The 23,068-nt window shown below is 70.0% G+C and carries 24 protein-coding genes; 11 read left to right on the forward strand and 13 right to left on the reverse strand.

What is annotated here, in order from left to right; translation table 11 throughout:
• Position 1: 1 nt before the first annotated feature.
• Positions 2 to 892, reverse strand: coding sequence for a mycothiol conjugate amidase Mca (gene mca, locus JOM49_RS01445; protein ID WP_245369205.1), 891 nt, complete (start codon positions 890 to 892; stop codon positions 2 to 4).
• Between the two features lie 126 nt (positions 893 to 1,018).
• Between mca and JOM49_RS01450 the strand changes: the two genes are divergently transcribed.
• The 3 genes from JOM49_RS01450 to JOM49_RS01460 all read left to right on the forward strand — a co-directional run bounded on the left by JOM49_RS01450 (position 1,019) and on the right by JOM49_RS01460 (position 3,076).
• Positions 1,019 to 1,450 carry a DUF4307 domain-containing protein gene (locus JOM49_RS01450; RefSeq protein WP_245369206.1) on the forward strand — a complete coding sequence of 144 codons (432 nt, stop codon included), beginning with the start codon at positions 1,019 to 1,021 and terminating at the stop codon, positions 1,448 to 1,450.
• A gap of 199 nt (positions 1,451 to 1,649) precedes the next feature.
• Positions 1,650 to 2,147 (forward strand): transcription elongation factor GreA, encoded by a 498-nt coding sequence (gene greA, locus JOM49_RS01455; protein ID WP_209662382.1) that lies wholly within the window; start codon positions 1,650 to 1,652, stop codon positions 2,145 to 2,147.
• A gap of 122 nt (positions 2,148 to 2,269) precedes the next feature.
• Complete coding sequence (locus tag JOM49_RS01460; RefSeq protein ID WP_209662383.1) at positions 2,270 to 3,076, forward strand: MBL fold metallo-hydrolase; 807 nt, start codon at positions 2,270 to 2,272, stop codon at positions 3,074 to 3,076.
• Positions 3,077 to 3,081: 5 nt separating this feature from the next.
• On the opposite strand, the gene JOM49_RS01465 is transcribed toward JOM49_RS01460, so the two are convergent.
• The gene (locus tag JOM49_RS01465; RefSeq protein ID WP_209662392.1) at positions 3,082 to 3,561 is read right to left on the reverse strand and encodes an Lrp/AsnC family transcriptional regulator; all 480 of its coding nucleotides are present in this window, start codon (positions 3,559 to 3,561) and stop codon (positions 3,082 to 3,084) included.
• Positions 3,562 to 3,682: 121 nt separating this feature from the next.
• Here JOM49_RS01465 and hppD point away from each other — a divergent pair, with 121 nt between their 5' ends.
• The gene (gene hppD, locus JOM49_RS01470) at positions 3,683 to 4,882 is read left to right on the forward strand and encodes a 4-hydroxyphenylpyruvate dioxygenase (protein WP_209662394.1); all 1,200 of its coding nucleotides are present in this window, start codon (positions 3,683 to 3,685) and stop codon (positions 4,880 to 4,882) included.
• 75 nt (positions 4,883 to 4,957) lie between these two features.
• Here the strand turns inward: hppD and ilvA are convergent, their stop codons facing one another.
• A complete protein-coding gene (ilvA, locus tag JOM49_RS01475) occupies positions 4,958 to 6,160 on the reverse strand; it encodes a threonine ammonia-lyase (protein WP_209662396.1) in 1,203 nt (400 codons plus the stop codon).
• A 98-nt stretch (positions 6,161 to 6,258) separates the two neighbouring features.
• Between ilvA and JOM49_RS01480 the strand changes: the two genes are divergently transcribed.
• Complete coding sequence (locus tag JOM49_RS01480; RefSeq protein WP_209662398.1) at positions 6,259 to 6,507, forward strand: hypothetical protein; 249 nt, start codon at positions 6,259 to 6,261, stop codon at positions 6,505 to 6,507.
• Positions 6,508 to 6,606: 99 nt separating this feature from the next.
• Here JOM49_RS01480 and JOM49_RS01485 read toward each other — a convergent pair whose 3' ends face one another.
• The 6 genes from JOM49_RS01485 to JOM49_RS01510 form a co-directional block, all read right to left on the reverse strand.
• The gene (locus JOM49_RS01485; protein WP_209662399.1) at positions 6,607 to 7,764 is read right to left on the reverse strand and encodes a cystathionine gamma-synthase; all 1,158 of its coding nucleotides are present in this window, start codon (positions 7,762 to 7,764) and stop codon (positions 6,607 to 6,609) included.
• A gap of 100 nt (positions 7,765 to 7,864) precedes the next feature.
• Positions 7,865 to 8,458, reverse strand: coding sequence for a hypothetical protein (locus tag JOM49_RS01490; RefSeq protein WP_209662407.1), 594 nt, complete (start codon positions 8,456 to 8,458; stop codon positions 7,865 to 7,867).
• A 13-nt stretch (positions 8,459 to 8,471) separates the two neighbouring features.
• A complete protein-coding gene (locus JOM49_RS01495) occupies positions 8,472 to 8,951 on the reverse strand; it encodes a hypothetical protein (protein ID WP_209662409.1) in 480 nt (159 codons plus the stop codon).
• Positions 8,952 to 8,955: 4 nt separating this feature from the next.
• Positions 8,956 to 9,528 (reverse strand): hypothetical protein, encoded by a 573-nt coding sequence (locus tag JOM49_RS01500; protein ID WP_209662411.1) that lies wholly within the window; start codon positions 9,526 to 9,528, stop codon positions 8,956 to 8,958.
• Between the two features lie 113 nt (positions 9,529 to 9,641).
• Entirely contained in the window at positions 9,642 to 11,021 is a 1,380-nt protein-coding gene (locus JOM49_RS01505) for an FUSC family protein (protein WP_209662413.1), read from the reverse strand.
• A gap of 118 nt (positions 11,022 to 11,139) precedes the next feature.
• Complete coding sequence (locus JOM49_RS01510; RefSeq protein ID WP_209662415.1) at positions 11,140 to 12,510, reverse strand: cystathionine beta-synthase; 1,371 nt, start codon at positions 12,508 to 12,510, stop codon at positions 11,140 to 11,142.
• Positions 12,511 to 12,647: 137 nt separating this feature from the next.
• Between JOM49_RS01510 and JOM49_RS01515 the strand changes: the two genes are divergently transcribed.
• Entirely contained in the window at positions 12,648 to 13,868 is a 1,221-nt protein-coding gene (locus JOM49_RS01515) for an acetyl-CoA C-acetyltransferase (protein ID WP_209662416.1), read from the forward strand.
• A gap of 67 nt (positions 13,869 to 13,935) precedes the next feature.
• Here the strand turns inward: JOM49_RS01515 and JOM49_RS01520 are convergent, their stop codons facing one another.
• The 3 genes from JOM49_RS01520 to JOM49_RS01530 all read right to left on the reverse strand — a co-directional run bounded on the left by JOM49_RS01520 (position 13,936) and on the right by JOM49_RS01530 (position 16,905).
• Positions 13,936 to 15,189 carry a YeeE/YedE family protein gene (locus JOM49_RS01520; protein WP_209662418.1) on the reverse strand — a complete coding sequence of 418 codons (1,254 nt, stop codon included), beginning with the start codon at positions 15,187 to 15,189 and terminating at the stop codon, positions 13,936 to 13,938.
• A 75-nt stretch (positions 15,190 to 15,264) separates the two neighbouring features.
• Positions 15,265 to 15,891, reverse strand: coding sequence for an LppU/SCO3897 family protein (locus JOM49_RS01525; RefSeq protein WP_209662419.1), 627 nt, complete (start codon positions 15,889 to 15,891; stop codon positions 15,265 to 15,267).
• A gap of 192 nt (positions 15,892 to 16,083) precedes the next feature.
• On the reverse strand, positions 16,084 to 16,905 hold the full coding sequence (locus JOM49_RS01530; protein WP_209662421.1) for a Bax inhibitor-1/YccA family protein: 822 nt from the start codon (positions 16,903 to 16,905) through the stop codon (positions 16,084 to 16,086).
• 202 nt (positions 16,906 to 17,107) lie between these two features.
• On the opposite strand from JOM49_RS01530, the gene JOM49_RS01535 reads away from it, so the two are divergent.
• Both JOM49_RS01535 and JOM49_RS01540 read left to right on the forward strand, forming a co-directional pair.
• Positions 17,108 to 19,102, forward strand: a complete 1,995-nt coding sequence (locus JOM49_RS01535) for an SDR family oxidoreductase (protein WP_209662423.1) — start codon at positions 17,108 to 17,110, stop codon at positions 19,100 to 19,102.
• Positions 19,103 to 19,150: 48 nt separating this feature from the next.
• Positions 19,151 to 20,200, forward strand: a complete 1,050-nt coding sequence (locus tag JOM49_RS01540) for a coiled-coil domain-containing protein (protein WP_209662425.1) — start codon at positions 19,151 to 19,153, stop codon at positions 20,198 to 20,200.
• On the opposite strand, the gene JOM49_RS01545 is transcribed toward JOM49_RS01540, so the two are convergent.
• Entirely contained in the window at positions 20,163 to 21,248 is a 1,086-nt protein-coding gene (locus JOM49_RS01545) for an alkene reductase (RefSeq protein WP_209662426.1), read from the reverse strand. The genes JOM49_RS01540 and JOM49_RS01545 overlap by 38 nt on opposite strands.
• Positions 21,249 to 21,300: 52 nt before the next feature.
• Between JOM49_RS01545 and JOM49_RS01550 the strand changes: the two genes are divergently transcribed.
• The 3 genes from JOM49_RS01550 (at position 21,301) to JOM49_RS01560 (ending at position 23,067) form a co-directional block, all read left to right on the forward strand.
• Positions 21,301 to 21,714, forward strand: a complete 414-nt coding sequence (locus JOM49_RS01550; RefSeq protein ID WP_209662428.1) for a MerR family transcriptional regulator — start codon at positions 21,301 to 21,303, stop codon at positions 21,712 to 21,714.
• Positions 21,715 to 21,728: 14 nt separating this feature from the next.
• Positions 21,729 to 22,172: a redox-sensitive transcriptional activator SoxR gene (soxR, locus tag JOM49_RS01555; protein ID WP_209662429.1), complete on the forward strand. Its 444-nt coding sequence runs from the start codon at positions 21,729 to 21,731 to the stop codon at positions 22,170 to 22,172.
• 142 nt (positions 22,173 to 22,314) lie between these two features.
• Positions 22,315 to 23,067, forward strand: a complete 753-nt coding sequence (locus JOM49_RS01560; protein WP_245369207.1) for a hypothetical protein — start codon at positions 22,315 to 22,317, stop codon at positions 23,065 to 23,067.
• Position 23,068: the final 1 nt, after the last annotated feature.

Genomic DNA, 23,068 nt, shown 5'->3' on the forward strand with positions numbered 1-23,068 from the left:
CTCAGAGCTTGGCGGGGCGTCCTTCGTCCGCCCCCACGATGCCCGCGAACAAATCGTCCTCCGGAACCGTGCTGTCCACCATTGACCGGACCAGCTCGTACTCCTCGGTCGGCCACAGCTCGCGCTGGATCTCGAGCGGGGTGGCGAACCAGCGGCTGTCCGGGTCGATCTGGGTGGCGTGCGCCTTGAGGGCCTCGTCACGCTGCTCGAAGTAGTCGCCGCACTCGACGCGGGTGGTCACCCGCTCCATCACGTCCGGCTTGTCGTCGCTCCAGCGCTTGAGCCACTCCTCGTACGGCGACTCCAGGCCCGCCTTCAGCAGGGCCTCGTGCAGCGCGGTCATCCTCGCGCGGGAGAAGCCGTGCACGTAGTACAGCTTCAGCGGCTGCCACGGGTCGCCGGTTCCCGGGTACTTGTCCGGGTCACCCGCCGCGTCGAAGGCGGCCATCGAGATCTCGTGGGTGCGGATGTGGTCCGGGTGCGGGTAGCCGCCGTTCTCGTCGTAGGTGATGATCACGTGCGGGCGGAAGTCGCGGATGGCCTCGACGAGCGGGCCGGTGGACTCCTCGATCGGCACGGTGGCGAACGAGCCCTCCGGCAGCGGCGGCAGCGGGTCGCCCTCCGGCAGGCCCGAGTCGACGAAACCGAGCCAGCGGTGCTGCACCCCGAGGATCTTCGCCGCGCGCGCCATCTCCTCGCGGCGGATCTCCGACATGTTCTCCAGCACCTCGGGCCGGTCCATCGCCGGGTTGAGGATGCTGCCCGCCTCGCCACCGGTGCAGGTCACGACGAGTACTTCGTGCCCCTCGGCGACGTAGCGCGCCATCGTGGCCGCACCCTTGCTGGACTCATCGTCCGGGTGGGCGTGCACCGCCATCAGCCGAAGCCCCATTACGGCATGTCCCTTCTTTGCGCTGACCCCACGTCAAGCCCCCAGACAGCCAACGCGGATACTCACCTCAGCTATTCCTCTCCCCATTGTCCCCGTCACCCCGACAAGACGGCCCGGAGGCCCGGTTTGCCCACCGAAACGCCCGCCCGCCTGCCGGAAGGCCGCTACGGCAAGCCGAAGCGACCGGCGCCGAAGCGGTGGCGGACGTGGGCGCTGAGCGCGGCGGGCCTGCTGGTCGGCGGTGCGGTGGCGGTACTGGCCTACGCCAACCTCGGCACCGCGCCGATCGAGGGCGAGCGCCGGTTGTTCACCGAGCTGCCCGGCGACGCGATGGAGATCACCGTCGACGTGACCCGCGACGAGCCGGAACGCGCCGGGGTGTGCATCGTGCGGGTCCGCGACATCACCGGCGCGGAGAGCGGGCGGCGTGAAGTGCTCGTGCCGCCGGGAGAGAGCAGCACCGCGGTGAAAGCGGTGATCAAAAGCCGCGGCCGCCCGGTGACCGCCGACGTATTCGGCTGCTCTTACGAAGTACCGGAATATTTGTCAACCCCATAGCGGCCAACGGGGTGAACGGGGCGGTCAACGTCCGTTCAACGGTCTGTGGAGCGGCCTGGGGGCCGCTGTCCGTGTTATGCTGATCTACCGGCACGGCCCGAGGTGGGCCGTGTTTTTCCTTTATTCCTGCCTCGCCGGCGAGCCACGTCGGGCGAGGTAGCCGGCTTGCATACCCAAGACCGGCAGGCCCGACGAGGAGATGGTGACCGTGAGCGACACCCAGGTGACCTGGCTGACCCAGGATGCCTACGACAGGCTCAAGCACGAGCTCGACGAACTCATCGAGAATCGTCCGGTCATCGCCGCGAAGATCAACGACAGCCGGGAAGAGGGCGACCTCAAGGAGAACGGTGGCTACCACGCCGCCCGTGAGGAACAGGCCCACCAGGAATCCCGCATCCGCCACCTCCAGGAGCTGCTGCGCGCGGCCAAGGTGGGCGAAGCCCCGGCCAACGACGGACTCGCGGAGCCCGGCAAGATTCTCACCGTGCGTTACGACGGCGACGACGAGGACGAGAAGTTCCTGCTCGCCACCCGTGAGGAGGGCGCCGAGGGCGACCTCGACGTGTACTCCCCGGAGTCACCGCTCGGCCGCGCCCTGCTCGGCGCGAAGGAGGGCGAGGCTCGCGAGTACGAGCTGCCCAACGGCAACACCCAGAAGGTGACGCTGGTCAAGGCGGTCCCGTACACCGGCTGAGCCGCTGCTCCTCCCCGAGCTGAGATCCCGACCTGAAGAATGCACGCCCGGCCGTGAGTTGTGCCCATGGCCGGGCGCGCATGTTTCCGGTTAGCTTCGAAGCAAAGCTTTGGGAGGCAGTTTTGAGCGACTTACCTATTTGCGGGACCTGCGGGACCCAGTACGCGACGCCACAGACCGAATGCCAGATCTGCGAGGACGAACGCCAGTACGTCCCGCAGTCCGGCCAAACCTGGACCTCTCTCGCCGCCATGCGGGCCAGTGGTGACTATTCGGCACGCATCGAACACCCGGGCGAAGGGTTGATCGAAATCGGCACCGAACCCCGGTTCGGCATCGGCCAGCGCGCGCTGCTGGTCCAGGCCGCTTCGGGGAACTTCCTCTGGGACTGCGTCACCTACCTCGACGACGAGATCGTCGCGGCGGTCGAGGCGGCCGGGGGCATCACCGGCCTGGCGATCAGCCACCCGCACTACTACACCACCATGGTGGAGTGGGCGAAGGCCTTCAACGTGCCGATCTACCTGCACGAGAAGGACAAGGACTGGATCGCCCGCCCCGACGACTCGATCGAGCTGTGGAGCGGCGACACCAAGCAGCTCGCCGACGACCTCACGCTGATCAACCTCGGCGTGCACTTCGCCGGCAGCACCGTGCTGCACTGGCGTGACGGCGCCGCGGGCCAGGGCGCCCTGCTCACCGGCGACATCGTGCAGGTCATCCCCGACCGCAAGTTCGTCGGCTTCATGTACAGCTACCCGAACCTGATCCCGGAGCGGCCGAGCATCGTCAAGCACGCCGGCGAGATCCTGGAGCCGTACCGGTTCGAGAAGCTGCACGGCGCGTGGTGGAACTCCTCCATCAACGCCGACGCGCACGGCATCGTGCAGCGGTCCGCGAAGCGCTACCTCGAGCACGCGCGCGACTGAACTCCCTACGCCCCCCGCGCGGTGCGCTCCAGCAACGGGCGCACCCGCGGCGGGACGGGGGTGGACAGCGCCACCGAGGTCGACGTCCGCAGCACGTCCGGCACGCCGACCACCGCGTCGATCACCCGCTGCAGGTCGTCGTTGTCGCGGGCCACCATGCGCACGAACAGATCGCCCTGCCCGGTGGTCGCGTGCACCTCGCACACCTCTTCGATCGCCGCCAGCGCCGCGGCCACCTCGGTGCGGCGGCCCTGCGCGATCTCCAGCCAGGCGAACGCGGTCAGCCCGTAGCCCATCGCGCCCAGGTCCAGTTCCGGCGGGAAGCCGCCGAGCACCCCTCTCGCCGCCAGCCGGTCCAGCCTGGCCTGTACGGTTCCGCGTGCCACCCCCAGCCGCCGCGCGCATTCGAGCACGCCGAGGCGCGGGGCGTCGGTGAGCAGCAGGAGCAGGCGCGCGTCGAGGTCGTCGAGGGCTTCGTCGGACATGGGGTGATCTCCTGCGCAGGTTGTCCACTCTGACCGGCGGGTTCCCGGTTTCCTTGAGCATACTGCCCAGTGAATTCGACGACTGTTGCTCATCTTGCCCGGCAGGCTGATGCTCAGTGGCATGACGCACACACTCGACCCACAAGGCGCACTCGACGACGTCAGCTATGACCAGCTGCGTCAGCTCGTCGGCCTCGTCGACCACGACGCGTCGGCCGACCCGTTCCCGGTGAAGGCCATGGACGCCGTGGTCTTCATCTCCGGCAACGCCACGCAGACCGCGTGGTTCTACCAGGTGGCGTTCGGCATGCAGCTGGTCGCCTACTCGGGTCCCGAGACCGGGCACCCCGAGCGGAAGTCGTTCGTGCTGAAGTCCGGTTCGGCGCGGTTCGTCATCAACGGCGGGGTCAAGCCGGACTCCCCGCTGCTGGACCACCACCGCCGCCACGGCGACGGGGTCACCGACCTCGCGCTCGAGGTCGCCGACGTGGACAAGTGCGTCGAGCACGCCCGCGCGCAGGGCGCGACCGTGCTCGAGGAGCCCTACGAGATCTCCGACGAGCACGGCACCGTGCGCATCGCCTCGATCGCGACCTACGGCGAAACCCGCCACTCGCTGATCGACCGCTCCCGCTACACCGGCCCCTACCTGCCCGGCTACGTCGCCCGCGAAAGCACCGTCAAGCGGCCCGAAGGCGCACCCAAGCGGCTGTTCCAGGCGGTCGACCACTGCGTGGGCAACGTCGAGCTGGGCAAGATGGACTACTGGGTGGACTGGTACCACCGGGTGATGGGCTTCGTGAACATGGCGGAGTTCGTCGGCGACGACATCGCCACCGAGTACTCGGCGCTGATGAGCAAGGTGGTCTCCAACGGCAACCACCGGGTCAAGTTCCCGCTCAACGAGCCGGCCATCGCGAAGAAGAAGTCGCAGATCGACGAGTACCTGGAGTTCTACGGCGGCGCGGGCTGCCAGCACATCGCGCTGGCCACCAACGACATCGTCAACACCGTGATCGCCATGCGCGCCGCGGGCGTGGAATTCCTCGACACCCCGGACTCCTACTACGACGACCCCGAACTGCGGGCCCGGATCGGCAAGGTCCGCGTGCCGATCGAAACCCTCAAGGAACACCGCATCCTGGTCGACCGCGACGAGGACGGCTACCTGCTGCAGATCTTCACCAAGCCCATCGGCGACCGCCCGACCGTCTTCTACGAGCTCATCGAACGCCACGGCTCGCTCGGCTTCGGCAAGGGCAACTTCAAGGCCCTGTTCGAGGCGATCGAGCGAGAGCAAGAACGCCGCGGCAACCTCTGACCCTGGCACCAATGTCACGAATGTGGCTTTCGAGACGTCTGACGTCTCGAAAGCCACATTCGTGACATCCCGGGGTCAGGTGACGGTGTAGCCGGCGCGTTGGAGGGCTGCGCCTACCTCGGCGCAGTGTTCCGGGCCCCGGGTTTCCAGGTTCAGCGAGACTTCGACCTCCCCCAGGCGCAGGGCGCCCGAGATGCGCGAGTGCTCCACGTCGACGACGTTCGCACCCAGTTCGCCGACCTTCGACAGGACCCCGGCCAGTGAGCCCGGGCGGTCCGGCACCCGCAGTCGAAGCTTCAGATAGCGACCGCCCGCGGTCATGCCGTGCTGGATGATCTGCAACAGCAGCAGCGGGTCGACGTTCCCGCCGGACAGCACCGCCACGATCGGCGGTTCGAAGGCGCCCGGGTGCTGCAACAAGGCAGCGACCGCCGCCGCGCCGGCCGGTTCGACGACGAGCTTCCGCCGTTCCAGGCACAGCAGCACCGCCCGTGACAGTGACTCCTCCGTCACAGTGACCACGTCGTCCACCATCTGGGACACGTGCGCGTAGCTGACCGGCCCCGGTGCGCCGACCGCGATGCCGTCGGCCATGGTGCTCAGCGCGCTCAGCCGGACGGGTTTCCCGGCCGCCAGCGAAGGCGGGAAGGCGGCCGCGTTCTCCGCCTGCACGCCGATCACCTTCACCTCCGGCCGCACCGCCTTCACCGCCGAAGCCACCCCGCCGACCAGCCCGCCCCCGCCGGTGGCGACCAGGATCGTCGCGACGCCGGGCACCTGTTCGAGCACTTCCAGCCCCACCGTGCCCTGCCCGGCGATGATGTCCGGGTGGTCGAACGGGTGGATGAACACCGCGCCGGTCTCCTCGGCGAAGGCGATCGCTTCGGCCAGCGTTTCCTCCAGCACGTCGCCGTGCAGGTGCACGTCAGCGCCGTATCCCTTGGTCGCGGCCAGTTTCGGCAGCGGGACGCGCTGGGGCATGAACACGGTGGACTTCGCGCCGAGCAGGGCCGCGGCCAGCGCCACGCCCTGCGCGTGGTTCCCCGCGCTCGCGGCGACCACACCACGCGCGCGGTCCTCCTCGCTCAACCCGTGGATGCGGGTGTAGGCGCCGCGGATCTTGAACGACCCGGTGCGCTGGAGGTTCTCGCACTTGAGGTGGACGGGACCGCCGTGGAGCCGCCGCAGGTCACGCGCGTGCTCCATCGGGGTCTTGCGGACCACGCCGGCCAACAGGGTCCGGGCCGACTGGATCCGGTCGAGATCAACCAGTTGCATGCCTCGGGATGATGCCAGCTTCACCGACTTCGACAGAGGACCTTGGCCGGACCAGGTACCCTGAAGCTCGTCACCGGTTTTCCACAGGGAGTGAAAGCATGTCACGGGTGTCCACCGCGGGCCGGTCGGTCGGTGTGCTGCCCCTGATCGCCGGCCTCGCCTCGGCCATCGCGCTCACCGGCGCGGCTTTCTACACCGTGGACGCCGCCGGCTGTGGAGACCCCGGCCAGTACGTGCGCCACGACGACCACGTCGAGCTGATCGGTGGCTGCGTCGACGGCGCCTCGCTGCCGCACACGCCGGAGAAGACCGGCACCGAGGCCAGCCACTCGAACTACCGCCCCTGAGGCGCGGCGCCCGTTCGGCACCGCGCCCGAGGCAGCTGCCCAATGCTATGAGTGGGGCATTACTTGCATTGATTGCAAGTAATGCCCCACTCATAGCAATCAGCCGAGGGCCTTGAGCAGGTCGTCCAGCAGGTCCCGGCTGTCTTCGATGCCGACGGACAGGCGCAGCAGCTCCGCCGGTACCTGCAGCGTCGAGCCCACCACGCTGGCGTGCGTCATCCGGCCCGGGTGCTCGATCAGCGACTCGATGCCGCCCAGCGACTCGGCCAGGATGAACAGTTCGGTCCGCGCGGCGGTGTCCAGCGCGGCCTGCTCCCCGTCGGCGTGGGTGAACGAGACCATGCCGCCGAACCGGCGCATCTGCTTCGCCGCCACCTCGTGGCCGGGGTGCTCCGGCAGCCCCGGGTAGTACACCTTGGCCACCTTCGGGTGCGCGACCAGCGCGTTCGCGATCAGCTCGGCGTTGTCGCAGTGCCGTTCCATGCGCACGGCGAGGGTCTTGATGCCGCGCAGGGTGAGGAAGGCGTCGAACGGGCCGGGCACCGCGCCGGAGGTGTTGCGCATGAAGAACAGCCGCTCACGCAGCTCGTCCTCGTTGGTGATGACCGCGCCGCCGACCACGTCCGAGTGGCCGCCCAGGTACTTCGTGGTCGAGTGCAGCACGAGGTCGGCGCCGAGCGAGAGCGGGTTCTGCAGGTACGGGGTGGCGAAGGTGTTGTCCACCACCAGCCGCGCGCCCGCCGAGTGCGCCAGGCCGGACAGCGCGGCGATGTCGGCGATGCCGAGCAGCGGGTTGGTCGGCGACTCGCACCAGACCAGCTTGGTCTCCGGGCGGATCGCCGCGCGCACCTCGTCCAGGTCGGACAGGTGCGCCACCGAGTACTCCACGCCCCAGTGCGTGAGCACCTTGTCGATCAGGCGGAACGTGCCGCCGTAGGCGTCGTCGCCGAGGACCAGGTGGTCGCCGGGGCGGAGCAGGGTGCGCAGCACGGCGTCGGTTGCGGCCATGCCGGAGGCGAAGGCCAGCCCGTGGCGGCCGCCTTCCAGTGAGGCCAGCGCCTGCTCGAGCGCGGTGCGCGTGGGGTTGGCGGTGCGCGAGTACTCGTAATCGCCCTCGCGCGTACCGCCCACGCCGTCCTGGGCGTAGGTCGAGGTCTGGTAGATCGGCACGATGACCGCACCGGTTCGCGGATCGGGCTCTTGGCCCGCGTGGATCGCGCGCGTTTCGAACCCGAACCTGAAGACGTCGTCAACCATGATCCCAGGGTACGACCCGCGAGCCGCCGTCCCGACAGGTGGGACGGCGAACCCGGGGGTGGACACGGCGGTCCCCCATGGAGATACTGCCGTGCCTAGCTCACCAGCCCTGCGGGCCGGGTCCCTGGGGGTAGCCCATCGGCTGCTGCGGCGCGGCGTTCTGCCGCAGGTAGCGCCCGGTCGGCGGGACGGCCGCGAGCACCAGCGTGGCGATCGCGGGCACGGCCACGATGATCAGGCCGACGGCCGCGCCACCGATCACCGCGCCGCCGACGGAGCTGTCCAGGCCCGACGTGCCGACCGCGGTCATCACCATGCCCAGTGCGTAGGACAACAGCACCAGCGCACAGCCGACGATCACCATCCACCGGCCGGCCGGCTTCTTCATGAACAGCAGGATGCCGCCGACGAGCAGCAGCACCGCCTCGATCGCGGTGAGGCCGAGGCCGATGTAGGAGTACGCCACCAGGCTGCCGTACTCGCTGAGCACAACGATGCTGGCGACCAGGGAGATCAGCGCCCACAGCGCGCCGAGCACGGCCAGCACGCCGGCGGTGATCGCGGTGCCGCCGCTGGGCTTCGGCTGCATGCCCGGGTACCCGGGCGGCCCGGCGGGGTACGGCTGTGCCGGGTAGCCCCCGGACTGGGGGTACTGCGGTTGCTGCGGGTACTGCGGATAGTTCGGCTGCGTCACTGGTACTCCCCATTCACCGGCCGGGTGGCCACTCCATCGGTCGGTCAGCGTAACCGGGTCCGAGCGGCTGATCGGGGGAACCACCGGAACCGTGGTTGACCCAGTGGCTCGTGGCGGGCACCAGCACCAGGCCCAGGGTGACGACGGCGGGCACGAGGGTGAGCATCAGCACCACCCCGGCCATGGCGAGACTGGCGCCTGCCGCGCTTTCGCTGAGCCCGGCGAGCCCGCTGAGGATCGCCAGCAGGTAGCTCAGCAGGGCCGCGCAGACCCCGGCGATGACCATCAGCCTGCCGTACGGGCGGCGGCGCAACAGCATGATCGACCCCGGCAGCAGCAACGCGCTGACCACCAGGTTCAGCCCGAGCCCGACCACCAGCTGGTACCAGCCCGCCTGCGTGGTCACCAGGCCCACCGCGGCCGCGATCAGGCCGAACAGGTGCCACAGGCCGCCGAGCAGCGCGAGCACCCCGGCGGCCACCGCGGTCCGCACGGTGTCACCAGCCCTGCTGTTGCGGCGGGTATCCCTGCGGCGGCCCGTAGATCGGCTGGGCCTGCGGTTTGTGGCTCAGGTACCGGAAGGTGGCGGGCAGCACCGCGAAGATCAGCGTGAGCGGCGCCAGCACCATGATCAGGAACCGCAGGATGCCCTCGGTCTGGGAAAATTCGAGGACGGCTTCGAAGTAGGGGCCGTACGGGCGATCCCAGAGCACCGGTTCGAGGAACACCGAAACGGCTCCGAGCAGGGCGCCGATCAGCAGCAGGATCGCGCCTGCGGTGGCGCGGAAGAAGGTGATCAGCGCGCCGATCAGGGAGAACACCGCGCACCCGGTGAGCAGGCCGTAGTAGGTGAGCACGCCGCCGGGCAGGTCGCCGATGTCCATGCCCGAGGGCAGGTCGATGAACAACTCGCCGAGCGGCAGGTAGCCCGCGGTTCCGGCGAGGACCAGGCCGAGCACGGCGGCGATGATCGCGGTGGCCCCGTTGGGCCGGCGTTGCGCCGCGGGATAGCCCTGCTGTCCGGGGTAACCCGGGCCCGGCTGTGCCTGATATCCGTAGGGATTCGTCACGGGGATCTCCCAGGTGCGTCGCGATTCCTAGGCAGTCACCCTAGCGGTCCCGGCCCGAAAAAAGGGTGCCCTCGGCCGTTCGGCCGAGGGCACCCGTGACGCTGCTTATCCGGTCACCACTGCTGCGGGGGCTGCTGCCCCGGCGGCGGCGGGAAACCACCGGGCGGCGGGGGCTGCTGCCCCGGCTGCCCGAACGCGGGCGGCTGGTGCTGCCCGGGAGGACCCTGCTGCGGGAACCCGCCGCTGGGCGGACCCTGCGGCGGCTGGCCGAAGCCACCACTCGGCGGGCCGTGGGGCGGCTGGCCGAAGCCACCGCTGGGCGGGCCCTGCTGCGGGTAACCACCGGGACCCCCCGGGGGCGGGCCGAACCCACCCTGGCCGGGGGGCGGGCCGAAGCCACCGGGACCACCCGGGCCGCCGGGACCGCCGAAGCCGCCGCCCTGGCCCTGCTGGCCACCGAAGGCCGAACCGCTCTCCATGCCGATGTAGGGCTGGGTGGCCGGGAAGAACCCGAGCACCCCGGCACCGGCGGCGAGCAGGCCGATGAACAGGTTGAAGATCAGGCTGCCGGCGAAGGTGTACATGGCCGCCACCACGATGGTGAAGACGACCAGCAGACCACCGGAGCCGAGTAGCACGTACTGCGCGAGCTTCTTGCGCAGGAAGATCAGCACCGCGCCGCCGACCGCACCGGCCAGGCCGAGCAGCAGGACCACCCACATGATGATCACGCCGGCGCCGACGCCGTAGTCGACCCCGATGCCCTCGCACCGCTCCAGCGCGGCACCGGACAGGTGCTCGCACGGGTCGGGCAGCGTGGCCACGTCGATCACACTGATCAGGTTGACGATCAGCGACAGCCCGGCCAGCAGCGCGAGCACGCCGGCGATGATCATGGAGATCATCTTGCTGCTGTCATTGCCACCGCCCTGCGGCGGGCCGCCGAAACCACCGGGGGGCGGGCCGAAACCGCCCTGGCCGGGAGGCGGGCCGAAGCCACCGGGACCGCCGGGGGGCGGGCCGAAACCGCCGGGCCCACCGGGCGGGGGTCCGCCGAAGCCGCCGGGGTGTTGCTGCTGCTGGGACGGGTCGAACCCGCCGGGAGCGCCGAAGCCGCCACCGGGCTGGTGGCCGAAGGCCGCGTTCGGGTTGTCCGCCGCGCTGGGGGGCGGGGCGTACGGGATGGCCGGTGGCGGCTGCGAGCCAGGGGGCACCAGTTGCGTGGAGTCCGCGCCAGGCTCACCGCCACCCTGCACCGGGTTCACCACCTGGGTGGCACCGGCGTCGCCGGGCTTCCCCGGCTGGACCACCTGCGTCGGTTCCGGGGTGTCGCCGAACTGGCCACCGCCGGCCGGCGGCTGGCCCGGCTGCACGACCTGGGTCGGCTCGGCCTGACCGAACGGGTTTTCCTGCTGCGGGTTGGGACCACTCGGCGGGCCTTGAGACGGCTGCCCGCCGCCCCAAGGCTGGTCCGGTGGCTGCGGAGCACTCATGTGGGTCTTGAACCCCCTTGACGTGGGCCTGAACTGTTCACTCAACTCGCGCACACGCTATCTGATGGCGGGGTGGAGTGCGCGTAACGCCCCGACCCCGCCACGCGCTGGAACCGGCCTACTTCCCGGCGAGGAAGGCGAGCAGGTCCTGCCTGGTCACGACCCCGGCGGGCTTGCCGTCCACGAGCACCAGCGCGCCGTCGGCGGCGGTGAGCGCGGTCATCGCCGAACCGACCGGCTCCCCGGCGCCCATCGTCGGCAGCGGCGGGGACATGTGCGTCTCCAGCCGGTCGGACAACGCGGCCTTGCCGGTGAACAGCGCTTCGAGCAGATCGCGCTCGTTGACCGCGCCGACCACCTCGGCGGCCATCACCGGCGGCTCCGCGCTGACCACGGGCATCTGGCTGACGCCGAACTCGCGCAGGATGGCCACGGCCTCGCCGACCGTCTCGTTGGGGTGGCTGTGCACCAGGGCGGGCAGCGCGCCGTCCTTGCGGCGGAGCACGTCACCGACGGTGGCGCCGGTCGAGTCCGGGGGCAGGAAGCCGTGGGAGGCCATCCACGAGTCGTTGAACACCTTGGCCATGTAGCCGCGGCCGCTGTCGGGCAGCAGCACCACGATCACGTCGTCCTCGGTGCAGCGCCCGGCCAGTTCCAGCGCCGCGGCCACGGCCATCCCGCACGAGCCGCCGACCAGCAGGCCCTCCTCGCGGGCGAGGCGGCGGGTGATGTGGAAGGAGTCGGCGTCGGAGACCGGGATGATCTCGTCGGCGACCGAACGGTCGTACGTTTCCGGCCAGAAGTCCTCGCCGACGCCCTCGACCAGGTACGGCCGGCCGGAGCCGCCCGAGTAGACCGAGCCCTCCGGGTCCGCGCCGACGATCTTCACCTTGCCGTCGCTGACCTCCTTGAGGTAGCGCCCGGTGCCGGAGATGGTGCCGCCGGTGCCGACACCGGTGACGAAGTGGGTGATCCGGCCGTCGGTCTGCTGCCACAGCTCCGGGCCGGTCGAGTGGTAGTGGCTGGCCGGGTTCTCCGGGTTGGCGTACTGGTTGGGCTTCCAGGCGCCCTCGATCTCGCCGACCAGGCGGTCCGAGACGTTGTAGTAGGACTCCGGGTGCTCCGGCGCGACGGCGGTCGGGCAGACCACCACCTCGGCGCCGTAGGCCTTGAGCACGTTGCGCTTGTCCTCGCTGACCTTGTCCGGGCAGACGAACACGCACTTGTAGCCCTTGCGCTGGGCGACCATGGCGAGCCCGACGCCGGTGTTGCCCGAGGTCGGCTCGACGATGGTGCCACCGGGCTTGAGCTCGCCGGAGCGCTCGGCCGCCTCCACCATGCGCAGCGCGATGCGGTCCTTCACGCTGCCGCCGGGGTTGACGTACTCGACCTTGGCCAGCACCAGCGGCTTGAGCCCCTCGGCCAGCGCGTTCAGCTTCACCAGCGGGGTGTTGCCCACCAGGTCGATGATGTGTTCGGCGTACTGCACTCCCGGCTCCTGTTCTGCGCAAAGGTGCGCCCGGTCGGGGCGCGCCTCCACCCTAACCGGCCCGGGGCTTGCCCTGCGGCGCTGAGCGTGGAGGATGGAGGTGAGCGCCCGCTTAGTTGACGAGAAGGAGCCCCACGATGCCCGAAGCCGTGATCGTGTCCACCGCGCGTTCCCCGATCGGGCGCGCCAACAAGGGTTCGCTGGTGAACACGCGGCCGGACGACCTGACCGTGCAGATGGTGCGCGCCGCGCTGGCCAAGGTGCCGCAGCTCGACCCCACCGCGATCGAGGACCTGATGCTCGGCTGCGGCCTGCCCGGCGGTGAGTCCGGCTTCAACATGGGCCGCGCGGTGGCCGTGGAGCTGGGGTACGACCACCTGCCCGGCTGCACGGTGACCCGCTACTGCTCGTCCAGCCTGCAGACCACCCGGATGGCGCTGCACGCGATCAAGGCCGGTGAAGGGGACGTGTTCATCTCCGCCGGCGTCGAGACCGTCTCGCGGTTCTCCAAGGGCAGCTCGGACTCGTGGCCCGACACGCACAACCCGGTGTTCGCCGAGGCCGAGGCCCGCACGAAGGCGACCGCCGAGCAGGGCGCGGACAGCTGGACCGACCCGCGCGAGAACGGGCAGCTGCCCGACGTCTACATCGCCATGGGCCAGACCGCGGAGAACCTGGCGCGGCTGAAGAACGTCTCGCGCGAGGAGATGGACGAGTTCGGCGTCCGGTCGCAGAACCTGGCCGAGAAGGCGATCGCCGACGGCTTCTGGGCCAAGGACATCACGCCGGTGACCCTGCCCGACGGCACGGTGGTGTCGAAGGACGACGGCCCGCGCGCCGGGGTCACGCTGGAGGGTGTCGCCGGGCTGAAGCCGGTGTTCCGCCCGGACGGCCGGATCACCGCAGGCAACTGCTGCGCGCTCAACGACGGTGCCGCGGCGCTGGTGATCATGTCCGACGTCAAGGCGAAGGAACTCGGCATTACCCCGCTGGCGCGCGTGGTGTCGACCGGGGTTTCCGGGCTGTCGCCGGAAATCATGGGCTACGGCCCGGTGGAGGCGTCGCGCCGGGCGCTCGAGCGGGCCGGGCTGTCCATCGGGGACATCGACCTGGTGGAGATCAACGAGGCGTTCGCCGCGCAGGTCATCCCGTCCTACAAGGACCTCGGCATCGACATCGAGCGGCTCAACGTCAACGGCGGCGCCATCGCCGTCGGCCACCCGTTCGGCATGACCGGGGCGCGGATCACCTCCACGCTGATCAACTCGCTGCAGCACCACGACAAGCAGTTCGGCCTGGAAACCATGTGCGTCGGCGGCGGCCAGGGCATGGCCATGGTCCTGGAACGCCTCTCCTGACCCCTGGCGAATGCTAGGAGTGGGGCATTACTTGCGTTGATTGCAAGTAATGCCCCACTCATAGCGTTCAGCAGATCGAGTCGGCGGGCTTCGGGTTCCCCAGCCCGAACAACGGCCGCAGCTTCAACCCCACCCAAGTCCCACCCAACGCGAACAGCCCCCACAGCCAGCCGTGGAGGCTGCCCACCGAGATGCCACCCAGGTAGGCGCCGATGTTGCAGCCGCCGGCCAGTCGCGCGCCGATGCCCATCAGCACGCCGCCCAGTACCGCGGCCAGCGCGGTCCGCCACGGGATCTGGCTGTGGATCTTCCACGCGCCCGCCGCGGCGGCGGCGATCGCGGCGCCGATCATGATGCCCACGTTGGTCAGCGTGGTCTTGTCCGTCCACACCGGACTCGCCAGCGCCTTGGCGTTGCTCGTGCCCTGCCAGAACTCCCACGCCTCCGGGTGCAGCCCGAACAGCTGGAGCAGTTTCGCGCCCCACAGGGCGAAGGCGAAGGTCACGCCCCAGATCCCGCCGGACACCAGGAAAACCGCGCCGGCGAGCACGCCGAGCACCACCGCTCCGACCAGGATGGGCCACGAGCCGCGCAGGATCCTGGCGAAGCCCCGCGCGGTCGGCACCACGCCCACCGGTGGCGGGTTCCGCCGCGCCTGCACCAGTTTCGTCACGTAGACGATCGCGACCAGCGCGGCGATGGTGATCAACCACGAGCCGAACCACCCGACGTGGTCGGACAACAACACGCCCGGCAGCGAGGGCCAGCCGTCGAACAAGGGGAACGCCCAGGTGTAGAGCACCGAACCGGCGATGAACCCGCCGAGGGTCAGCACGATCGTCGACTGCCCGGAGCCGACCGCGAACAACGTGCCGGAAGCGCAGGCACCGCCCAGTTGCATGCCGATCGCGAACAACACCGCCCCGGCGAACAACGCGAGCCCGATCGGGCCGCCCGTCGCCTTCGGCACCGAGCCGAACAGCCCGGAGCCGGTGGAGACGATCAACGCGATCAGCGTGGTCGCGGTGCCCAGCAACAAGGTGTGCGCCCGCAGCCCCTGGCCGTTGCCCACGGCGATCAGCTGACGCCACGCCGAAGTGAAGCCGAACCGGGAGTGGAACAGGGCCAGCCCCAGGCCGAAGCCGAGAGCCAGCAGCACCCCGTTCTTCGCGCCGTGGGAAGCCCAGACGTACCAGGTCAGCGCCACGGCGAGCGCGCCGGCGATGGCCAGCGGCACCACGCGCACCGGCTCTTCGGGACGGGGTTCCGGTGCGGCGCAGGAGGTCGGGAAAGCAGAGGACACTTTGGACTCGGTCGTCACGCCCCGAAGGTAGGTGGCCGGTCCGCTCCGTGGCACCTCGTCCCACAGAGTGCGACGAGGTGCCCTCGGGTGGAGCTACGCCTGGACCTGCCGGAAGCACAGCGTGGTGGCCGGCTGCGGGTAGGTGAGTACCTTCTCCGCCTCCGTGCCCTCGCACAGCGCTTCGTCGACCACGCCCTCGGCGACCTTCAGGAACTCGACCTCGGCGCTCGGGTCGGTGCACGGGACGCGCTTGTAGCCGGTCTCGCCCGCGCTGAAGTTCGCCACGCACTCGCCCTGCTTGACGTTGAGCACCAGGCAGAGCTTGTAGGAACCGCGGCCGCTGACCGTGTACTCGTCGTAGGTACCGCCCGCCGGGCAGGCACCGCTGCTGCCGTCGAGCTTCGCGCCGATGCGCAGGTTCGCCTCCGGCGAGGCGCAGTCGGCCTTGGTCGGCTCCGTCGTCGAGTTGAACTGGGTGACGTTGAGGCAGTCACCGACGTTGGAGGTGGCGGGCGAGTCGACGAAGTTCAGGATGCCGATGACGCCGGCCACGAGGACCACGAGCACCGGCACGCCGATCTTCAGCAGCAGGCCGAGCGCCTTGTTCTTCTTCGGCGCGGGTGGGGGCGGCGCGCCGAAACCGCCGTCGGGCTGCCCAGGCGGCGGACCGTAGGGGCCCGGCTGGGCCTGGGGCTGCGACGGCGGAGGGGGGACACTCACGGGTGCCTCACAATGATGAGAAACGGATCGGGACGCGGCGTATCTAACACGGCCGCCCCCGCGCGCACCCCGGTTTCAGCGAAACGTGAAGCAAAACGAAACGGGCGGCACCCGGAGTCACCGGATACCGCCCGTCTTGGGGAGGACCTCAATCAGAGCGGCGCGAAGCGCTCCGCTGAGGGTGGTGGTGGGCTAGTCGCTCTGCAGGTACGAGAGCAGCCGCAGGATTTCCAGGTACAGCCAGACCAGCGTGGTCATCAGGCCGAAGGCGGCGAACCACGCCCACTTCGACGGCATGCCTTCGCGGATCATCCGGTCGGCCTGGTCGAAGTCGAGCAGGAAGCTGAACGCCGCGATGCCGATCACCACGAGGCTGAAGATGATCGCGATCGGCCCGCCGTCACGCAGCGGGTTGAAGCCGAAGAAGCTGGTCACCAGGTTGACCAGCATGAGGATCGCGGCGCCGACGACGGCCCCGATGATCCACTTGGTCAGCTTGGGGGTGACCTTCACCGCGCCGGTCTTGTAGACGATCAGCATGGTGATGAAGACACCGGCGGTGCCGATGATGGCCTGCAGCGCGATGCCCGGGTAGAGCATCTCGAACACGCCGGAGATGGCGCCGAGGAACACCCCTTCGGCGGCCGAGTAGGCCAGGGTCAGCGGACCGCTGGGCTTCTGCTTGAAGATGATGACGAGCGAGATCACCAAGCCGACGAGCATGCCGCCGATCAGCGCGCCGAAGACCGGGCCCATCGCGTTGGCCGCGACCTGACCCTGCGCCCAGATGGCGGTGATGATGCCGGTGATGAGCGCGACACCAAGGCTCATCCCGGTCTTGATGACGACGTCGTCGACGGTCATGGGCCGGTCGGCGGAGCCGGCCGGGGCCTGCGGCGGACCGTAACCGGGCACGCCACCCTGCGGCTGGCCGAAGCCCGTGTTGGGCCCGTACTGGGTTCCGCCGCCGCCCACGGGCAGCCGCCGGAACGCGGGGTTGCTGCTGGAACGCACCTGATCCTCCTGGATCTACTGGCACCTTGCATCGGGTATAACGACCGCGCGTGCCGGCCGGTTCCCGTCGGGTAAAGACAACTTTACTCATATCCGGCGAGGCCGGTGCAGCACACACTAGGGACCTTTGATCACGGTTGTACCCCGGACGCGGTGGCACAATGCCCCGGCGGACTCCGTGCGGCCGAATTCTGGAGGAGAAATGGCGACCTTCCTGGTGACCGGGGCGACCGGGCTGATCGGCCGCCATTTCACACGGCTGCTGCTGACCCGCGAGGAGGTCGACGTGGTGACGCTGGTCGTCCGCGAGGCCTCGCGGGACAGGCTGGCCGCGCTCGTCGACGGCTGGCCGCATCCCGAACGGGTGAAACTGGTCACCGGCGACCTCACCGAACCGCTGCTCGGCCTGGACGAGCGGACCCGCGAGGAACTGCGTGGCCAGGTCGACCACGTGATGCACCTGGCCGCCCTGTACGACCTCACCGCCGACGACGAGGAAAGCGTCCGCGCCAACGTCGAGGGCACCCAGCAGGTGCTCGCGCTGGCCGCCGACCTGCGCGCGGGCCGGTTGCACCACGTGTCCTCCGTCGCCGTCGCCGGTGACTACGAGGGCGTGTTCACCGAGGAGATGTTCGACGCCGGGCAGCGCCTGCCGACCCCGTACCACCGCACCAAGTTCGAGGCCGAGCGCCTGGTCCGCGAGCAGCACGAGGTGCCGTACCGGATCTACCGGCCCGCCGCGGTCGTCGGGCACTCGCGCACCGGCGAGATGGACAAGATCGACGGCCCGTACTACGTCTTCCCGGCGATCTCGCGGCTGACCGCGCTGCCGAGCCTGCCGCTGGTCGGGCCGGACATCGGCGACACGAACCTGGTCCCGGTCGACTACGTGGCCGACGCGCTGGTCGAGCTGAGCCTCAAGCCGGGGCTCGACGGGCAGGTCTTCCACCTGGTCAACCCGGAACCGCAGCCGGTCACCGACGTCTACAACGCCTTCGCCAAGGCCGCCGGCGCCCCGGTGATCACCACCGAACTGGACGAGCGGCTCTCGCGCGGGGTGCTGAAGCTGGTCCGGTTCAGCGAGAACATCCCCGGCGTGTCCCTCGCGCGCGACGCGGTGCTCGAACGGCTCGGCATCCCGCCGGTGCTGCTGGAAACGATGACCTTCCCGTCGATGTTCGCCTCGGCGAGCACGCGCAAGGCACTGGCCGGGTCCGGTGTGGAGGTGCCGCGGCTGGAGGACTACGCGCCCGCGCTGTGGCGCTACTGGCGCGAGCACCTCGACCCGTTCCGCGCGCGCAAGCACGGTCCGCGCGGTGAGCTGGACGGCCGCCGCGTGATCATCACCGGCGCGTCCTCCGGCATCGGCCGGGCGACCGCGCTGAAGGTCGCCGAGCAGGGCGGGGTGCCGCTGCTGGTCGCCCGCCGCCAGCACGAACTGGAGGAGGTCCGCGACGAGATCATCACCGCGGGCGGGCACGCCTCGGTGTACCCGGCGGACCTGACCGACGAGGAGTCGGTGCGCAAGGCGGTCGACGCCATGCTCGCCGAGCACGGCCGCATCGACATGCTGGTGAACAACGCCGGCCGGTCCATCCGCCGCTCGATCAGGCTGTCCTACGACCGCTTCCACGACTACGAGCGCGCGATGGCGATCAACTACTTCGGCGCGGTCCGGCTCATCCTCGCCGTGCTGCCGCACATGTCCGAGCGCAAGTTCGGGCACATCGTGAACGTGTCCTCGATCGGCGTGCAGGGCATCGCGCCGCGGTTTTCCGCCTACGCCGCCTCGAAGGCCGCGCTCGACTACTTCTCGCGCATCGCCGCCACCGAGACCCACGGCGACGGGATCACCTTCACCACCATCCACATGCCACTGGTGCGCACGCCGATGATCCGCCCGACCAAGATCTACGACGCCTTCCCGACCAAATCACCCGATCAGGCGGCGGAGATGGTGCTGAAGGCGCTCAAGGACCGCCCGAAGCACATCGGCACACCGATCGGCCAGGCCATCGGACTGGCCTACACGCTCACCCCCGCGCTCACCGATGCCGTGGCGTACCAGGGTTTCCGCATCTTCCCGGACTCCGCGGCGGCGGGCGGTTCGGGCGGGCTCAAGCTCGGCCGTGGCGAACGTCACCTCTCCAAAGCAGCCACCGCACTGGCCCGGTTGACCAAGGGATTCCATTGGTAGGGCAGGTCGAACGCGGGCGCGGTCCCGGACGCGGGTAACGTCGGAGGCATGGCTGGAAGTGCTGGACGGTCCTCCGAACGCGAAACCGGGTTCCTGCCCCTCCGTCGTGAATACGGACAGGCGTGGCACGGGTTCGACCGCAGTCAGGTGCTGCAGTACCTCGACCACGTCGAGGCGCAGGTGCGGCGGATCATGGCCGAGCGCGATTCGGCCGCCGCGCAGGCCAGCACGATGGCCAGAGAGCTGGAGAACGCCCGGCGCGAGATCAGCAAGATGCACGCGCGGGTCGAGGAACTGAAGAAGCCGCCGGAGCGACTCGAGGACCTCGACGAGCGCATGCAGCGCACGGTCAAGCTCGCCCAGATGCGTGCCGAGGAGATCACCCAGCGCGCGAAGGTGGCCGCCGAGAGCCACTGGACGGCGACCACCGAGGCCGCGGACAAGCTCCGCGAGCGCTACACCAAGCTGCTGGCCGAGGTGGACAAGCAGGCCGACGCCATCCAGCGCGAGCAGCGCGCCGCACTGGACGCCACGCGCGCCGAGGTGCAGCGCCTGACCGTGGACGCGACCCGCCACCGCGAGCGGCTCGACATCGAGGCCGAGCGCAAGCGCCGGTCGCTGGAGATGGAGTTCGACGCCAAGCTGTCGGCCGAGCACGCGGCGCTGGACAAGCACGTCGCCGACCAGCGCGCGGCGAGCAAGCAGCAGGCCGAGCGCCGGCTGGCGGAGGCCACCGCCGAAGCCAAGCGGAGGCTCGACGAAGCCACCGCCGAGGCGAAGCGCCTGGTCGACGAGGCCGCGCGGGACGCCGAGCGCCGCACGACCGACGCCACCACCAAGGTGAACAAGCTCTCCGAGCTGCAGCAGCAGGCGCTGGCCCGGCTGCGCGCGGCCGACGAGGTGCTCAGCCGCAGCGCCGGCGCGCTCGACCCGATCGAGGACGAGAAGGACGAGTCGGTCACCGCGCCCGCCGACGCGGAGGCAGCCACCTCCAGCTCGGAAAAGACCAAGGAAGTGAAACCGGCCTCCGCGACCGCGGTTCAGCCGAACGGGAACGGCGTCAAGCCGGCACCGGAGAAGGCGACCGCGTCGTCGTGACCGCGGGGAAGTCCACGTAACCCTCCAGCGCGGAGCCGTAGTGGTGCTTCTCGCTCACGTGGACCAGCGGCGCCCCGGTGGCGAACCGCGACGGCAGGTCCGGGTTGCCGATGAACAACCGGCCGAACGCGACCACGTCCACCAGGCCGTCCTCGAGCAGCCGCTCCCCCGCGGCCTGGCTCGACGGCGGCCCCTGGTGCACGTTGCCGATGAGCGGCCCCGGCCAGTGCGGCCGCAGCTCGGGGAACACGCGGTCCTCGGTGGCGACCAGGTGCACGTAGGCCAGGCCGAGCCGGGTGAACTCGTGCAGCAGGTCGCGGTAGACAACCGGCCAGTTCGCCTCGACCAGGTCGTTCTCCGGGTTCCCCGGTGAGATCCGGTAGCCGACGCGGTCCGCGCCGACCGCCGCCACGACGGCCTCGGTGACCTCCAGCGGAAACCGGATCCGGTCGGCGTAGCGGTCGGTGCGCAGGTTGGTGTTGTCGGCGAGGAAGCCGTGCAGCAGGTAACCGTTGGCGCCGTGGATCTCGACGCCGTCGAAGCCCGCTTCGATCGCGTTGCGCGCGGCGGTCGCGTAGTCCTCGGCGAGCCGCGGCAGCTCTTCGGTGGTCAGCTCACGCGGCGTGGTGGTCTCGGCCCAGCCGCCCTCGATGTAGATCCGGCCCCGGGCGCGCACGGCCGACGCGGCGACCGTCGGCTCGCCGACCACGGACGGGTGGCTGACGCGTCCGGCGTGCCAGAGCTGGGCGAACACGCGCCCGCCCGCGGCGTGCACGGCGGTGGCCACCGCACGCCAGCCCTCGACCTGTTCGGCGGTCGCGAGCCCCGGGATGCCGGGACCGCTCTTGCCCACCCGGACGGGCCAGATCCCTTCGGTGACGATCAGCCCGGCGCTGGCGCGCTGGGCGTAGTACAGGCTGGTCAGCGGGTGCGGAACACCGGTGGTGTCGTCGGCGCGGCCCCGGGTCATCGGGGCCATCGCGACGCGGTTCGGCAGGACGAGCGCACCGTCTCGGTAGGGGCGCAGGAGCGGGCTTGCGGTAGGCATGGCGCGAAGTTAGACCCTCACACCGGCGTGAGGGTCAAGCTAATCTCTGTCCATGAGGATCGGTGACCTGTCCCGGCGGACCGGTGTCAGTGTGCGGGCCCTGCGGTACTACGAAGAGGAGCACCTGCTCCGGCCCGGTCGCGACGGCAACGGCTACCGCTGTTTCCAGGAGAGCGACGTCGCCAAGGTCGTGCAGATCCAGCTGTTCTATTCGGCCGGGCTGTGCAGCAGCAAGATCGCGCAGCTGCTGCCGTGCGTCGAGGGCACCGCGGAGTACATCGTGCCGGGGCCGGGGCTGGCGAAGGACCTCGAGGTGGCGCGGCAGCGCATCCGCGGGCAGATCTCCGAACTGGAGACCTCGCTGGGCATCCTCGAACGCGTGCTGGCCGCGTCCAACGGCTCGGCCGACCGCTGCGTCCCGGTGACCAGGGGACCTCGTGGTGCGGTCGACCTGAACATTGGTTGAGCTACGCTGGCGGCATGGCCGTCGCGCAGGAACTGACCATCGGGGAAATGGTGGAGCGCTGCGGGGTACCCGCTTCCGCGCTGCGGTTCTACGAGCGCGAGGGCCTCATCCGCAGCCGGCGCACCAGCGGGAACCAGCGGCGCTACGGCAGGCACATGCTGCGGCGGGTGGCGTTCATCCGCGCTTCGCAGAGCGTCGGCATCCCGCTGGCGGTGATCCGGGAGGTCCTGGACTTCCTGCCCGCGGATTCACCGCCCACCAAGGAGTTTTGGGAGCGGGCGTCGGAGTGCTGGCGCAAGGAGCTGAACAGCCGGATCGAGAAGATGGAACGGATGCGAGACCGCTTCACCGACTGCATCGGCTGCGGCTGCCTGTCGTTCGACCAGTGCCAGCTGATCAACCCGGAAGACCGCCTGGCCGCCCACGGCCCCGGCCCGCGACGCCTGCTGCAGCCCTGAGTCCACTTCGGACACTGCCGTTCCGGCGTTTTTCCCTTGATCAGCGGTGATCGAACCGAGACACCAGCCGATCGGCCGCCTTTACAGCTTCGCCGGAGCGTGGTTCCCTGTTTTGGGAGCGCTCCCAACGAAGGGTCAGCCCATGCGGAAGCTTGCCGGAGCCTTAGCGATCGCCTGCGCCGCCGCGGCCACGGCGGTGGTCGTCGCCCCCGCGCGCGGAGCCGAATGCGCCGCCACTGTCTGCGAGGACTTCGAGGCGATGACCACGCCCGGCGGCCGCTGGACGGTCGGCGCGCCCAACTGCCAGGGCACCGGCACGGTCACCATCGACACCACGGTCGCCCACACCGGCACCCGGTCCGCGAAGGTCGCCGGCGGCGGCAACTACTGCAACCACATCTTCCTCGGCACCAGCCTCGCCGACGTCACCACCGGCAGCGTGCTCTACGGCCGCTTCCACGTCCGCCACGCCACTCCCCTGCCCCAGGCGCACGTCACCTTCATGGCCATGCGCGACACCGCCGACAACAACCGCGACCTGCGCGCCGGCGGGCAAAACCAAGTGCTGCAATGGAATCGCGAGTCCGACGACGCGACGCTGCCCGCGCAGAGCCCGGCGGGAGTGGCGCAAAGCGCGCCACTCCCGGTGAACACCTGGTCCTGCTTCGAGTTCCAGCTCGACCACGGCAAGCTGCGCACCTGGCTCAACTCCACCGAGGTGCCCGGCCTGGTGGTCGACGGCACGCCGACGCCGGACATCGACCAGCAGTGGCTGAACCGCGCCTGGCAACCGGCGGTCACCGATCTGCGGCTCGGCTGGGAGGGCTACGGCAACGACGCCGACACGTTCTGGTTCGACGACATCGCCCTCGGCACCAGCCGGATCGGCTGCTGAG

It is taken from the genome of Amycolatopsis magusensis (assembly GCF_017875555.1).
GTDB classification, from domain to species: Bacteria; Actinomycetota; Actinomycetes; order Mycobacteriales; family Pseudonocardiaceae; genus Amycolatopsis; species Amycolatopsis magusensis.

Excerpts from the sequence above, each read along its gene's own strand:
- mca (WP_245369205.1), bottom strand. The coding sequence starts at position 892 with ATGGGGCTTCGGCTGATGGCGGTGCACGCCCACCCGGACGATGAGTCC.
- greA (WP_209662382.1), top strand. The coding sequence starts at position 1,650 with ATGGTGACCGTGAGCGACACCCAGGTGACCTGGCTGACCCAGGATGCC.
- JOM49_RS01465 (WP_209662392.1), bottom strand. The coding sequence starts at position 3,561 with ATGTCCGACGAAGCCCTCGACGACCTCGACGCGCGCCTGCTCCTGCTG.
- hppD (WP_209662394.1), top strand. The coding sequence starts at position 3,683 with ATGACGCACACACTCGACCCACAAGGCGCACTCGACGACGTCAGCTAT.
- ilvA (WP_209662396.1), bottom strand. The coding sequence starts at position 6,160 with ATGCAACTGGTTGATCTCGACCGGATCCAGTCGGCCCGGACCCTGTTG.
- JOM49_RS01480 (WP_209662398.1), top strand. The coding sequence starts at position 6,259 with ATGTCACGGGTGTCCACCGCGGGCCGGTCGGTCGGTGTGCTGCCCCTG.
- JOM49_RS01485 (WP_209662399.1), bottom strand. The coding sequence starts at position 7,764 with ATGGTTGACGACGTCTTCAGGTTCGGGTTCGAAACGCGCGCGATCCAC.
- JOM49_RS01505 (WP_209662413.1), bottom strand. The coding sequence starts at position 11,021 with ATGAGTGCTCCGCAGCCACCGGACCAGCCTTGGGGCGGCGGGCAGCCG.
- JOM49_RS01515 (WP_209662416.1), top strand. The coding sequence starts at position 12,648 with ATGCCCGAAGCCGTGATCGTGTCCACCGCGCGTTCCCCGATCGGGCGC.
- JOM49_RS01535 (WP_209662423.1), top strand. The coding sequence starts at position 17,108 with ATGGCGACCTTCCTGGTGACCGGGGCGACCGGGCTGATCGGCCGCCAT.
- JOM49_RS01540 (WP_209662425.1), top strand. The coding sequence starts at position 19,151 with ATGGCTGGAAGTGCTGGACGGTCCTCCGAACGCGAAACCGGGTTCCTG.
- JOM49_RS01545 (WP_209662426.1), bottom strand. The coding sequence starts at position 21,248 with ATGCCTACCGCAAGCCCGCTCCTGCGCCCCTACCGAGACGGTGCGCTC.
- JOM49_RS01550 (WP_209662428.1), top strand. The coding sequence starts at position 21,301 with ATGAGGATCGGTGACCTGTCCCGGCGGACCGGTGTCAGTGTGCGGGCC.
- soxR (WP_209662429.1), top strand. The coding sequence starts at position 21,729 with ATGGCCGTCGCGCAGGAACTGACCATCGGGGAAATGGTGGAGCGCTGC.
- JOM49_RS01560 (WP_245369207.1), top strand. The coding sequence starts at position 22,315 with ATGCGGAAGCTTGCCGGAGCCTTAGCGATCGCCTGCGCCGCCGCGGCC.